This is a genomic window from Erwinia sp. SLM-02 (assembly GCF_037450285.1).
Classification (GTDB): Bacteria; Pseudomonadota; Gammaproteobacteria; order Enterobacterales; family Enterobacteriaceae; genus Erwinia.
This window is the reverse complement of the sequence record NZ_JAQISN010000009.1, coordinates 15,366-25,536: the sequence shown is the minus strand read 5'-3', so window position 1 is coordinate 25,536 and position 10,171 is coordinate 15,366. Positions and strand designations below refer to the sequence as shown.

Annotated in this window: 21 protein-coding genes and 1 pseudogene; all 22 read left to right on the top strand. The window is 50.6% G+C overall.

Annotated features, from left to right (window positions below; genetic code table 11):
- Window positions 1-126 (top strand): annotated as a pseudogene (gene tuf, locus PGH32_RS24425) (elongation factor Tu); the annotation flags it as partial.
- A 321-nt stretch (window positions 127-447) separates the two neighbouring features.
- Window positions 448-759, top strand: coding sequence for a 30S ribosomal protein S10 (gene rpsJ, locus PGH32_RS24420; protein ID WP_001181005.1), 312 nt, complete (start codon window positions 448-450; stop codon window positions 757-759).
- A 32-nt stretch (window positions 760-791) separates the two neighbouring features.
- Window positions 792-1,421 carry a 50S ribosomal protein L3 gene (gene rplC / locus PGH32_RS24415; protein WP_105595772.1) on the top strand — a complete coding sequence of 210 codons (630 nt, stop codon included), beginning with the start codon at window positions 792-794 and terminating at the stop codon, window positions 1,419-1,421.
- Between the two features lie 10 nt (window positions 1,422-1,431).
- Window positions 1,432-2,037 (top strand): 50S ribosomal protein L4, encoded by a 606-nt coding sequence (rplD, locus tag PGH32_RS24410; protein WP_105595771.1) that lies wholly within the window; start codon window positions 1,432-1,434, stop codon window positions 2,035-2,037.
- Window positions 2,034-2,336 carry a 50S ribosomal protein L23 gene (gene rplW, locus PGH32_RS24405; protein WP_105595770.1) on the top strand — a complete coding sequence of 101 codons (303 nt, stop codon included), beginning with the start codon at window positions 2,034-2,036 and terminating at the stop codon, window positions 2,334-2,336. Before rplD ends, rplW begins: the two co-directional genes overlap by 4 nt.
- A 17-nt stretch (window positions 2,337-2,353) precedes the next feature.
- The gene (gene rplB, locus PGH32_RS24400) at window positions 2,354-3,175 is read left to right on the top strand and encodes a 50S ribosomal protein L2 (RefSeq protein ID WP_105595769.1); all 822 of its coding nucleotides are present in this window, start codon (window positions 2,354-2,356) and stop codon (window positions 3,173-3,175) included.
- Window positions 3,176-3,191: 16 nt separating this feature from the next.
- The gene (gene rpsS, locus PGH32_RS24395) at window positions 3,192-3,470 is read left to right on the top strand and encodes a 30S ribosomal protein S19 (RefSeq protein WP_004160590.1); all 279 of its coding nucleotides are present in this window, start codon (window positions 3,192-3,194) and stop codon (window positions 3,468-3,470) included.
- 12 nt (window positions 3,471-3,482) lie between these two features.
- Entirely contained in the window at window positions 3,483-3,815 is a 333-nt protein-coding gene (gene rplV / locus PGH32_RS24390; RefSeq protein ID WP_000447532.1) for a 50S ribosomal protein L22, read from the top strand.
- A 17-nt stretch (window positions 3,816-3,832) separates the two neighbouring features.
- Entirely contained in the window at window positions 3,833-4,531 is a 699-nt protein-coding gene (rpsC, locus tag PGH32_RS24385; RefSeq protein ID WP_045854067.1) for a 30S ribosomal protein S3, read from the top strand.
- Window positions 4,532-4,543: 12 nt separating this feature from the next.
- On the top strand, window positions 4,544-4,954 hold the full coding sequence (gene rplP / locus PGH32_RS24380) for a 50S ribosomal protein L16 (protein ID WP_002438716.1): 411 nt from the start codon (window positions 4,544-4,546) through the stop codon (window positions 4,952-4,954).
- Window positions 4,954-5,145: a 50S ribosomal protein L29 gene (gene rpmC, locus PGH32_RS24375; protein ID WP_024966580.1), complete on the top strand. Its 192-nt coding sequence runs from the start codon at window positions 4,954-4,956 to the stop codon at window positions 5,143-5,145. Before rplP ends, rpmC begins: the two co-directional genes overlap by 1 nt.
- Entirely contained in the window at window positions 5,145-5,399 is a 255-nt protein-coding gene (rpsQ, locus tag PGH32_RS24370; protein WP_123337943.1) for a 30S ribosomal protein S17, read from the top strand. The genes rpmC and rpsQ overlap by 1 nt, the downstream gene beginning before the upstream one ends.
- 729 nt (window positions 5,400-6,128) lie before the next feature.
- Complete coding sequence (gene rplN / locus PGH32_RS24365; RefSeq protein WP_048917633.1) at window positions 6,129-6,500, top strand: 50S ribosomal protein L14; 372 nt, start codon at window positions 6,129-6,131, stop codon at window positions 6,498-6,500.
- A 10-nt stretch (window positions 6,501-6,510) separates the two neighbouring features.
- Complete coding sequence (gene rplX / locus PGH32_RS24360) at window positions 6,511-6,825, top strand: 50S ribosomal protein L24 (protein WP_314425284.1); 315 nt, start codon at window positions 6,511-6,513, stop codon at window positions 6,823-6,825.
- Between the two features lie 14 nt (window positions 6,826-6,839).
- Complete coding sequence (gene rplE / locus PGH32_RS24355; RefSeq protein WP_105595766.1) at window positions 6,840-7,379, top strand: 50S ribosomal protein L5; 540 nt, start codon at window positions 6,840-6,842, stop codon at window positions 7,377-7,379.
- 13 nt (window positions 7,380-7,392) lie between these two features.
- Window positions 7,393-7,698, top strand: a complete 306-nt coding sequence (gene rpsN / locus PGH32_RS24350; protein ID WP_004160578.1) for a 30S ribosomal protein S14 — start codon at window positions 7,393-7,395, stop codon at window positions 7,696-7,698.
- Window positions 7,699-7,728: 30 nt separating this feature from the next.
- Entirely contained in the window at window positions 7,729-8,121 is a 393-nt protein-coding gene (gene rpsH / locus PGH32_RS24345) for a 30S ribosomal protein S8 (RefSeq protein WP_105595765.1), read from the top strand.
- A gap of 12 nt (window positions 8,122-8,133) precedes the next feature.
- Entirely contained in the window at window positions 8,134-8,667 is a 534-nt protein-coding gene (rplF, locus tag PGH32_RS24340) for a 50S ribosomal protein L6 (protein ID WP_314425288.1), read from the top strand.
- Between the two features lie 9 nt (window positions 8,668-8,676).
- Window positions 8,677-9,030: a 50S ribosomal protein L18 gene (gene rplR / locus PGH32_RS24335; RefSeq protein WP_004160572.1), complete on the top strand. Its 354-nt coding sequence runs from the start codon at window positions 8,677-8,679 to the stop codon at window positions 9,028-9,030.
- Between the two features lie 14 nt (window positions 9,031-9,044).
- Window positions 9,045-9,545: a 30S ribosomal protein S5 gene (gene rpsE, locus PGH32_RS24330; RefSeq protein ID WP_004160571.1), complete on the top strand. Its 501-nt coding sequence runs from the start codon at window positions 9,045-9,047 to the stop codon at window positions 9,543-9,545.
- Window positions 9,546-9,550: 5 nt separating this feature from the next.
- Window positions 9,551-9,730 carry a 50S ribosomal protein L30 gene (gene rpmD, locus PGH32_RS24325; protein ID WP_004160569.1) on the top strand — a complete coding sequence of 60 codons (180 nt, stop codon included), beginning with the start codon at window positions 9,551-9,553 and terminating at the stop codon, window positions 9,728-9,730.
- A 3-nt stretch (window positions 9,731-9,733) separates the two neighbouring features.
- Window positions 9,734-10,168 (top strand): 50S ribosomal protein L15, encoded by a 435-nt coding sequence (gene rplO / locus PGH32_RS24320; protein ID WP_105595763.1) that lies wholly within the window; start codon window positions 9,734-9,736, stop codon window positions 10,166-10,168.
- Window positions 10,169-10,171: the final 3 nt, after the last annotated feature.

Genomic DNA, 10,171 nt, shown 5'->3' with positions numbered 1-10,171 from the left:
GGCGACAACATTAAACTGGTTGTTGAACTGATCAAACCAATCGCAATGGACGACGGTCTGCGTTTCGCAATTCGCGAAGGCGGCCGTACCGTTGGTGCTGGTGTTGTTGCTAAAGTTATCGCTTAATTGTGAAAACTTGTCTGGCAGAGTTCGCTCTGCCAGAGCAGAAAAGAGAGCGCTTCGGCGCTCTTTTTTTTGGCCTGGAAAACGTATTCCTGATAATTGCGTCAGGATAATGGTTGCTTTGCCTCCATATGTACGTATAATACGCGGGCCTGCCAATATGGTCAGGCGCGATTCGATAAGAGTCGCCAGCCGGTATGAAAGTGCCAGCTAACAATACTCGCGATATGCGGGTTATGTGCTCAACGATTACACTCCTCCATCAATCGTAATGGATGCGAGTAGTAATTCTTTTCGTTTATAAATAATTGGAGCTCTGGTCTCATGCAGAACCAAAGAATCCGTATCCGTCTTAAAGCGTTTGATCATCGTCTGATCGATCAATCAACTGCGGAAATCGTAGAGACTGCCAAGCGCACTGGTGCGCAGGTACGTGGTCCTATCCCGCTGCCGACCCGCAAAGAGCGCTTTACCGTTCTGATCTCTCCGCACGTCAACAAAGATGCGCGCGATCAGTACGAGATTCGCACTCACAAGCGTCTGGTTGACATCGTTGAGCCAACCGAAAAAACGGTTGATGCTCTGATGCGTCTGGATCTGGCTGCAGGTGTTGACGTGCAGATCAGCCTGGGTTAATCAGGTCATTGAGCGATTGAGAGGTTGAAACAATGATTGGTTTAGTCGGTAAAAAAGTGGGTATGACCCGTATCTTCACAGAAGATGGCGTTTCTATCCCTGTAACCGTGATCGAAATTGAAGCAAACCGCGTTACTCAGGTCAAAGGCCTGGAAAACGACGGTTACACTGCTATCCAGGTAACTACCGGTGCTAAAAAAGCTAACCGTGTAACTAAGCCGGAAGCAGGTCACTTTGCTAAAGCTGGCGTTGAAGCTGGCCGTGGTCTGTGGGAATTCCGCACTGAAGAAGGCGCAGAGTTCACCGTAGGTCAGAGCATTAATGTTGACATTTTCGCTGACGTGAAAAAAGTTGACGTGACTGGAACATCTAAAGGTAAAGGTTTTGCCGGTACTGTTAAGCGCTGGAACTTCCGTACTCAGGATGCTACTCACGGTAACTCCTTGTCTCACCGCGTACCGGGTTCTATCGGTCAGAACCAGACTCCGGGCAAAGTGTTCAAAGGCAAGAAAATGGCAGGCCAGCTGGGTAACGAACGCGTAACCGTTCAGAGCCTGGACGTAGTGCGTGTTGACGCTGAGCGCAACCTGCTGCTGGTTAAAGGTGCAGTTCCCGGTGCTACCGGTAGCGACCTGATCGTTAAACCAGCTGTGAAGGCGTAAGGGGATAGCAATGGAATTAGTACTGAAAGACGCGCAAAGCGCGCTGACTGTTTCCGAAACTACCTTCGGTCGTGATTTCAACGAAGCGCTGGTACATCAGGTTGTTGTTGCTTATGCAGCAGGTGCCCGTCAAGGTACTCGTGCTCAGAAGACTCGTGCTGAAGTAACTGGTTCCGGCAAAAAGCCGTGGCGCCAGAAAGGTACCGGCCGTGCGCGTTCAGGTTCTGTAAAGAGCCCGATCTGGCGTTCAGGTGGCGTGACCTTCGCTGCGAAGCCTCAGGACCACAGTCAAAAAGTTAACAAAAAGATGTACCGCGGCGCGCTGAAAAGCATTCTGTCCGAACTGGTACGTCAGGAACGTCTGATCGTTGTCGAGCAGTTCTCTCTTGAAGCGCCTAAAACTAAGCTGCTGGTAGAGAAACTGAAAGACATGGCTCTGGAAGATGTGCTGATCATCACTGGCGAACTGGAAGAGAACCTGTTCCTGGCCGCACGTAACCTGTACAAGGTTGACGTACGTGATGCAGCGGGTATCGACCCAGTTAGCCTGATCGCCTTCGACAAAGTCGTTATGACTGCTGATGCAGTTAAGCAAGTTGAGGAGATGCTGGCATGATCCGTGAAGAACGTCTGCTGAAAGTACTGCGCGCGCCGCACGTATCTGAAAAAGCATCTGCTGCGATGGAAAAAACAAATACCATCGTTCTCAAAGTTGCTAAAGACGCGACCAAAGCAGAAATCAAAGCCGCTGTGCAGAAACTTTTCGAAGTTGAAGTCGAAGTCGTTAACACCCTGGTAGTTAAAGGGAAAGTTAAACGTTCTGGACAGCGTATTGGTCGTCGTAACGACTGGAAAAAAGCTTACGTCACCCTGAAAGAAGGCCAGAATCTGGACTTCGTCGGCGGCGCTGAGTAAGTCGGAGGAGAAGAACAATGGCAGTTGTTAAATGTAAACCGACATCTCCGGGTCGTCGCCATGTAGTTAAAGTGGTGAACGCGGAGCTGCACAAGGGCAAACCATTTGCCCCGCTGGTAGAAAAAAACAGCAAATCCGGTGGCCGTAACAACAATGGTCGCATCACTACCCGTCATATCGGTGGTGGTCACAAGCAGGCTTACCGTATTGTTGACTTCAAACGCAACAAAGATGGTATCCCAGCGACCGTTGAACGTCTTGAGTACGATCCGAACCGCTCCGCGAACATCGCGCTGGTTCTGTACAAAGACGGCGAGCGCCGTTACATCCTGGCCCCTAAAGGCCTGAAAGCTGGCGACCAGATTCAGTCTGGCGTTGATGCTGCGATCAAAGCAGGTAACACTCTGCCGATGCGTAACATCCCAGTTGGTTCTACCGTGCATAACGTAGAAATGAAACCAGGCAAAGGCGGTCAGATTGCTCGCTCTGCTGGTACTTACGTGCAGATCGTTGCGCGTGATGGTTCTTACGTTACCCTGCGTCTGCGTTCTGGTGAAATGCGTAAAGTCGAAGCTGACTGCCGCGCGACCCTGGGCGAAGTCGGTAACTCGGAGCACATGCTTCGCGTTCTGGGTAAAGCCGGTGCAACCCGTTGGCGTGGTGTTCGTCCGACCGTTCGTGGTACCGCGATGAACCCAGTTGATCACCCGCACGGTGGTGGTGAAGGTCGTAACTTTGGTAAGCACCCGGTAACCCCGTGGGGCGTTCAGACCAAAGGTAAGAAGACCCGTAGCAACAAGCGTACTGATAAATTTATCGTACGTCGCCGTAGCAAATAATTTTAGAGGATAAGCCATGCCACGTTCTCTCAAGAAAGGTCCTTTTATTGACCTGCACTTGCTGAAGAAGGTAGAGAAAGCTTTGGAAAGCGGAGACAAGAAGCCACTGCGCACCTGGTCCCGTCGTTCAACGATCTTCCCTAACATGATCGGTTTGACCATCGCTGTCCATAATGGTCGTCAGCACGTTCCTGTCTTTGTTTCCGACGAAATGGTCGGTCACAAACTGGGTGAATTTGCACCGACTCGTACTTATCGCGGTCACGCAGCTGATAAGAAAGCTAAGAAACGCTAACAGGAGGAAGAGATGGAAACTATCGCTAAACATCGCCACGCTCGTTCTTCTGCTCAGAAGGTTCGCCTGGTAGCAGATCTTGTACGCGGTAAGAAAGTGTCGCAGGCTCTGGACATTTTGACCTACACCAATAAGAAAGCGGCTGTACTGGTCAAGAAAGTTCTGGAATCTGCCATTGCTAACGCCGAACACAACGATGGCGCTGACATTGATGATCTGAAAGTCACGAAAATCTTCGTAGACGAAGGCCCAAGCATGAAGCGCATTATGCCGCGTGCGAAAGGTCGTGCAGATCGCATCCTGAAGCGCACCAGCCACATTACTGTGGTTGTGTCCGATCGCTGAGACTCTGGAGACTAGCAATGGGTCAGAAAGTACATCCTAATGGTATTCGCCTGGGTATTGTTAAACCCTGGAACTCTACCTGGTTCGCAAATACCAAAGAATTCGCTGACAACCTGGACAGCGACTTTAAAGTTCGTCAGTTCCTGACCAAGGAACTGTCAAAAGCATCCGTCTCTCGTATCGTTATCGAGCGTCCAGCTAAGAGCATCCGTGTGACTATTCACACCGCTCGTCCTGGCATCGTCATCGGTAAGAAAGGTGAAGATGTAGAAAAACTGCGCAAGGTCGTAGCGGATATCGCTGGCGTTCCTGCACAGATCAATATCGCCGAAGTCCGTAAACCGGAACTGGACGCTAAATTGGTTGCTGACAGCATCACTTCACAGCTGGAGCGTCGTGTGATGTTCCGTCGTGCTATGAAGCGTGCTGTACAGAACGCAATGCGTCTGGGCGCTAAAGGGATTAAAGTTGAAGTTAGTGGCCGTCTTGGCGGTGCAGAAATCGCGCGTACTGAATGGTACCGTGAAGGCCGCGTGCCACTGCACACTCTGCGTGCAGACATTGACTACAACACCTCTGAAGCCCACACCACTTATGGTGTAATCGGCGTTAAGGTATGGATCTTCAAAGGTGAGATCCTGGGTGGTATGGCTGCTGTTGAACAACCGGAACCGGCTGCTCAACCTAAAAAGCAGCAGCGTAAAGGCCGTAAGTAAGGAGAGTCGCTGATGTTACAACCAAAGCGTACGAAATTCCGTAAAGTGCACAAAGGCCGCAACCGTGGTCTGGCGCAGGGTACGGATGTTAGCTTCGGTACTTTCGGTCTGAAAGCTGTTGGCCGTGGTCGTCTGACTGCCCGTCAGATCGAAGCAGCACGTCGTGCTATGACCCGTGCAGTTAAGCGTCAAGGTAAAATTTGGATCCGTGTATTCCCGGACAAACCAATTACTGAGAAGCCGCTGGAAGTGCGTATGGGTAAAGGTAAAGGTAACGTGGAGTATTGGGTTGCCTTGATCCAGCCAGGTAAAGTCCTGTATGAAATGGACGGTGTTCCGGAAGAGCTGGCCCGTGAAGCATTCAAGCTGGCAGCAGCAAAACTGCCTATCAAAACCACCTTTGTAACTAAGACGGTGATGTAATGAAAGCAACAGAGCTGCGTGAAAAAAGCGTTGAAGAGCTTAACACTGAGCTGCTTAACCTGCTGCGTGAGCAGTTCAACCTGCGCATGCAGGCAGCATCCGGCCAACTGCAGCAGACTCATCTGCTGAAGAATGTGCGCCGTGATGTTGCACGCGTTAAGACTTTACTGACTGAGAAGGCGGGTGCGTAATGACCGATAAAATCCGTACTCTGCAAGGTCGTGTGACTAGTGACAAAATGGAGAAATCCATCGTTGTTGCTATCGAACGTGTTGTGAAGCACCCAATCTACGGGAAATTCATCAAGCGTACGACCAAACTGCACGTACACGACGAGAACAACGAATGTGGTATCGGCGACGTGGTTGAAATCCGCGAATGCCGTCCACTGTCCAAGACTAAGTCATGGACTCTGGTTCGCGTTGTAGAGAAAGCGGTTCTGTAATAAGAACTTCTGTCTCTGTAAAAAACCCCCGCTTGTCGGGGGTTTTTTCTTTTCTGCTCCCCACGCTATTCCCCCTTCCTGCGCCTCCCCCCTTAATCATCCGGAACCCGCGGCCCGTGTAACTTATTCAGGATGGGCAAATTATCTTCAGGAACGCTCAGCCCGTATTCCTTCCGGGAAGGGCAGGGCGGAGCATTGTCTGACTCATGGCGCCGGTGTTGATGCCTTCATCATTCCTCCGGGATGCACTGCAGCTGCGGCCGTCGGTGGCCTTCAGGATGACGGCTTGGCAACTGCTGACATGAGAGACGATCTTTAACCGGGGCGTGGCAGCATGAGTCTGGCCAGTCTCTGTGAGATTACCGCCGATGTGTGGCGCGGAAAAATAGTCACGGACGCGAACCTGGCGCTAAAGGTGGATGAGTTTGCCCATATTCACAGCCGTTCAACGGGTTACAGGTCGACCCTTTACAACTTTTGGGACAATCCACCCTGATGAATTGAAATAAGCTGGCGTATTGTACAGATTGAGATTGCTACCGGATGAACAATTCCTTAGAATGTCGCGTTCCTCTTTCCAGGGGTCCAAATAACGACTCGATATGAGTCGGTTATTTTTTCTACCCATATGCGAAATGCGGTGTTATAATGCTGCGCCCTCAATTATGGGGCTTTTAAACGACCTGAATCAGGTCCCGAAGTAGTAGTTGACATTAGCGGAGCACTAAAATGATCCAAGAACAGACTATGCTGACCGTCGCCGACAACTCCGGTGCACGTCGCGTAATGTGTATCAAGGTTCTGGGTGGCTCGCACCGTCGCTACGCAGGCGTTGGCGACATCATCAAAATTACCATCAAGGAAGCAATTCCTCGCGGTAAGGTTAAGAAGGGTGATGTGCTGAAGGCGGTAGTGGTGCGCACCAGGAAGGGTGTTCGTCGCCCGGACGGTTCTGTCATTCGCTTCGATGGTAATGCATGCGTTATTTTAAACAATAACACTGAGCAGCCAATCGGAACGCGTATTTTTGGGCCGGTAACTCGTGAACTTCGTACTGAAAAGTTCATGAAAATTATCTCTCTGGCACCAGAAGTACTCTAAGGAGCGAAAAATGGCAGCTAAAATCCGTCGCGATGACGAAGTTATCGTGCTGACCGGCAAAGATAAAGGTAAGCGCGGTAAAGTTAAAAATGTTCTGTCTTCTGGCAAGCTCATTGTTGAAGGTATCAACCTGGTTAAAAAACATCAGAAGCCTGTACCGGCTCTGAACCAACCAGGTGGCATCGTTGAAAAAGAAGCCGCTATTCAGGTTTCCAACGTTGCACTGTTCAACTCGGCAACCGGTAAGGCTGACCGTGTAGGCTTTAGATTCGAAGAGGGCAAAAAAGTCCGTTTCTTCAAATCTAACAGCGAAACTATCAAGTAATTTGGAGTAGTACGATGGCGAAACTGCATGATTACTACAAAGACGAAGTAGTTAATAAACTCATGACTGAGTTCAACTACAATTCTGTCATGCAAGTCCCTCGGGTCGAGAAGATCACCCTGAACATGGGTGTTGGTGAAGCGATCGCTGACAAGAAACTGCTGGATAACGCAGCAGCCGATTTGGCAGCAATCTCCGGTCAAAAGCCGTTTATCACCAAAGCACGCAAATCAGTTGCAGGCTTCAAAATCCGCCAGGGCTATCCGATCGGCTGTAAAGTGACTCTGCGTGGTGAACGCATGTGGGAGTTCTTTGAGCGCCTGATTTCTATTGCTGTACCACGTATCCGTGACTTCCGTGGCTTGTCCGCTAAGTCATTCGATGGCCGCGGTAACTACAGCATGGGTGTTCGCGAGCAGATCATCTTCCCAGAGATCGACTATGACAAAGTCGACCGCGTTCGTGGTTTGGATATCACCATTACCACTACTGCGAAATCTGATGATGAAGGCCGCGCACTATTGGCTGCTTTTAACTTCCCGTTCCGCAAGTAAGGCAGGGTTACTGATGGCTAAGCAATCAATGAAAGCACGCGAAGTCGTTCGCGTGAAACTGGCTGACAAGTACCGCGCCAAGCGCGAGGAACTGAAAGCTATCATTTCAAGTGTGAACTCATCCGACGAAGATCGTTGGAATGCTGTTCTCAAGCTGCAAACTCTGCCGCGTGATTCCAGCCCGTCTCGTCAGCGTAAGCGCTGCCGTCAAACTGGCCGTCCACATGGTTATGTGGGCAAGTTCGGGTTGAGCCGTATCAAGTTGCGTGAAGCCGCCATGCGCGGTGAAGTACCTGGCTTGAAAAAGGCTAGCTGGTAATTACCAATAGAATCACGGGAGTAAAGACAGATGAGCATGCAAGATCCGATCGCGGATATGCTGACCCGTATCCGTAACGGTCAGGCCGCGAACAAAGTTGCGGTCACCATGCCTTCCTCCAAGCTGAAAGTGGCAATTGCCAACGTGCTGAAGGAAGAAGGCTATATTGAAGAATTTAAAATCGAAGGCGACATCAAGCCAGAACTGGAACTGACTCTTAAGTATTTCCAGGGCAAGGCTGTTGTAGAAAGCATTCAGCGTGTTTCACGTCCAGGTCTGCGTATTTATAAGCGCAAAGACGAACTGCCAAAAGTTATGGCAGGACTGGGTATCGCTGTTGTTTCTACCTCTAAAGGTGTTATGACCGATCGTGCAGCACGCCAGGCTGGTCTTGGCGGCGAAATTATCTGCTACGTAGCTTAATCGGAGGAATAAATGTCTCGTGTTGCTAAAGCACCAGTCGTAATTCCTGCCGGCGTAGAGGTAAAACTCGACGGTCAGGTAATTTCGATTAAAGGTAAAAACGGCGAGCTGACTCGTACGCTCAATAACGCTGTAGAAGTTAAGCAGGCTGACAACACACTGACTTTCGCTCCGCGCGAAGGTTTCGTGGATGGTTGGGCGCAGGCTGGTACTTCTCGTGCGCTGCTGAACGGTATGGTTATCGGTGTTACCGAAGGCTTCACTAAGAAGCTGCAGCTGGTTGGTGTAGGTTATCGTGCAGCCGTTAAAGGCAACTCTGTGAGCTTAGCCCTGGGCTTCTCTCACCCTGTTGACCATGAGCTGCCAGCGGGAATCACTGCTGAATGTCCAACTCAGACTGAAATCGTGCTGAAAGGCGCTGATAAACAGCTGATTGGTCAGGTTGCAGCGGATCTGCGCGCCTACCGTCGTCCTGAGCCTTATAAAGGCAAGGGTGTTCGTTACGCCGACGAAGTCGTGCGTACCAAAGAGGCTAAGAAGAAGTAAGGTAACACTATGGATAAGAAATCTGCTCGTATCCGTCGTGCGACCCGCGCACGTCGCAAGCTCAAAGAGCTGGGTGCTACTCGCCTGGTGGTACATCGTACCCCGCGTCATATTTACGCACAGGTAATCGCACCTAACGGTTCTGAAGTCCTGGTGGCTGCTTCTACAGTAGAAAAAGCTATCAGTGAGCAACTGAAGTACACTGGAAACAAAGACGCTGCTGCTGCTGTAGGTAAAGCAGTTGCTGAACGCGCAATCGAAAAAGGCATCACTGGTGTTTCTTTCGACCGTTCTGGTTTCCAATATCATGGTCGTGTCCAGGCACTGGCAGATGCTGCCCGTGAAGCTGGCCTACAGTTCTAAGGTAGAGGTGTAAGATGGCACACATCGAAAAACAAGCTGGCGAACTGCAGGAAAAGCTGATCGCGGTAAATCGCGTATCTAAAACCGTTAAAGGTGGTCGTATTTTCTCCTTCACAGCTCTGACTGTTGTTGGCGATGGTAACGGTCGCATTGGTTTTGGTTACGGTAAAGCGCGTGAAGTTCCAGCAGCGATCCAGAAAGCGATGGAAAAAGCTCGTCGCAATATGATTAACGTCGCTCTGAACAACGGCACTCTGCAGCACCCTGTTAAAGGTGTGCACACAGGTTCTCGCGTGTTCATGCAGCCGGCTTCTGAAGGTACCGGTATCATCGCCGGTGGTGCAATGCGCGCCGTCCTGGAAGTCGCTGGGGTTCATAACGTACTGGCTAAAGCCTACGGTTCCACCAACCCGATTAACGTGGTTCGTGCAACTCTGGATGGCCTGGCCAATATGAATTCTCCAGAAATGGTTGCTGCGAAACGTGGCAAATCCGTTGAAGACATTCTGGGGTAATGACCATGGCTAAGACTATTAAAATTACTCAAACCCGCAGTTCGATCGGTCGTTTGCCAAAACACAAGGCAACGCTGCTTGGCCTGGGTCTGCGTCGTATTAACCACACCGTAGAGCGTGAAGACACGCCAGCTGTACGCGGTATGGTTAACGCGATTTCCTACATGGTTAAAGTGGAGGAGTAACAGATGCGTTTAAATACTCTGTCTCCGGCCGAAGGGTCTAAGCACGCTCCTAAACGTTTAGGTCGTGGTATCGGTTCTGGTCTCGGTAAAACCGGCGGTCGTGGTCACAAAGGTCAGAACTCACGTTCTGGTGGTGGCGTACGTCGTGGTTTTGAAGGCGGCCAGATGCCTCTGTACCGTCGTCTGCCGAAATTCGGTTTCACCTCTCGCAAAGCAATGGTCACTGCAGAAGTTCGTCTGTCTGACCTGGCGAAAGTTGAAGGCGGTATCGTCGACCTGAACACGCTGAAAGCGGCTAACATTATCGGTATTCAGATTGAGTTCGCGAAAGTGATCCTGTCTGGCGAAGTTTCTGCACCGGTAACGATTCGCGGCCTGCGTGTCACTAAAGGCGCTCGTGCTGCAATCGAAGCTGCTGGCGGTAAAATTGAGGAATAAGTA

What these genes read in the sequence shown, in the direction of transcription:
- rpsN (WP_004160578.1), top strand. Translation starts at nt 7,393, where the DNA reads ATGGCTAAGCAATCAATGAAAGCACGCGAAGTCGTTCGCGTGAAACTG.
- rplB (WP_105595769.1), top strand. Translation starts at nt 2,354, where the DNA reads ATGGCAGTTGTTAAATGTAAACCGACATCTCCGGGTCGTCGCCATGTA.
- rplP (WP_002438716.1), top strand. Translation starts at nt 4,544, where the DNA reads ATGTTACAACCAAAGCGTACGAAATTCCGTAAAGTGCACAAAGGCCGC.
- rpsJ (WP_001181005.1), top strand. Translation starts at nt 448, where the DNA reads ATGCAGAACCAAAGAATCCGTATCCGTCTTAAAGCGTTTGATCATCGT.
- rplX (WP_314425284.1), top strand. Translation starts at nt 6,511, where the DNA reads ATGGCAGCTAAAATCCGTCGCGATGACGAAGTTATCGTGCTGACCGGC.
- rplN (WP_048917633.1), top strand. Translation starts at nt 6,129, where the DNA reads ATGATCCAAGAACAGACTATGCTGACCGTCGCCGACAACTCCGGTGCA.
- rpmC (WP_024966580.1), top strand. Translation starts at nt 4,954, where the DNA reads ATGAAAGCAACAGAGCTGCGTGAAAAAAGCGTTGAAGAGCTTAACACT.
- rplO (WP_105595763.1), top strand. Translation starts at nt 9,734, where the DNA reads ATGCGTTTAAATACTCTGTCTCCGGCCGAAGGGTCTAAGCACGCTCCT.
- rpsQ (WP_123337943.1), top strand. Translation starts at nt 5,145, where the DNA reads ATGACCGATAAAATCCGTACTCTGCAAGGTCGTGTGACTAGTGACAAA.
- rplD (WP_105595771.1), top strand. Translation starts at nt 1,432, where the DNA reads ATGGAATTAGTACTGAAAGACGCGCAAAGCGCGCTGACTGTTTCCGAA.
- rplF (WP_314425288.1), top strand. Translation starts at nt 8,134, where the DNA reads ATGTCTCGTGTTGCTAAAGCACCAGTCGTAATTCCTGCCGGCGTAGAG.
- rplR (WP_004160572.1), top strand. Translation starts at nt 8,677, where the DNA reads ATGGATAAGAAATCTGCTCGTATCCGTCGTGCGACCCGCGCACGTCGC.
- rplC (WP_105595772.1), top strand. Translation starts at nt 792, where the DNA reads ATGATTGGTTTAGTCGGTAAAAAAGTGGGTATGACCCGTATCTTCACA.
- rpsS (WP_004160590.1), top strand. Translation starts at nt 3,192, where the DNA reads ATGCCACGTTCTCTCAAGAAAGGTCCTTTTATTGACCTGCACTTGCTG.
- rpsH (WP_105595765.1), top strand. Translation starts at nt 7,729, where the DNA reads ATGAGCATGCAAGATCCGATCGCGGATATGCTGACCCGTATCCGTAAC.
- rpmD (WP_004160569.1), top strand. Translation starts at nt 9,551, where the DNA reads ATGGCTAAGACTATTAAAATTACTCAAACCCGCAGTTCGATCGGTCGT.
- rplE (WP_105595766.1), top strand. Translation starts at nt 6,840, where the DNA reads ATGGCGAAACTGCATGATTACTACAAAGACGAAGTAGTTAATAAACTC.
- rpsE (WP_004160571.1), top strand. Translation starts at nt 9,045, where the DNA reads ATGGCACACATCGAAAAACAAGCTGGCGAACTGCAGGAAAAGCTGATC.
- rplW (WP_105595770.1), top strand. Translation starts at nt 2,034, where the DNA reads ATGATCCGTGAAGAACGTCTGCTGAAAGTACTGCGCGCGCCGCACGTA.
- rplV (WP_000447532.1), top strand. Translation starts at nt 3,483, where the DNA reads ATGGAAACTATCGCTAAACATCGCCACGCTCGTTCTTCTGCTCAGAAG.
- rpsC (WP_045854067.1), top strand. Translation starts at nt 3,833, where the DNA reads ATGGGTCAGAAAGTACATCCTAATGGTATTCGCCTGGGTATTGTTAAA.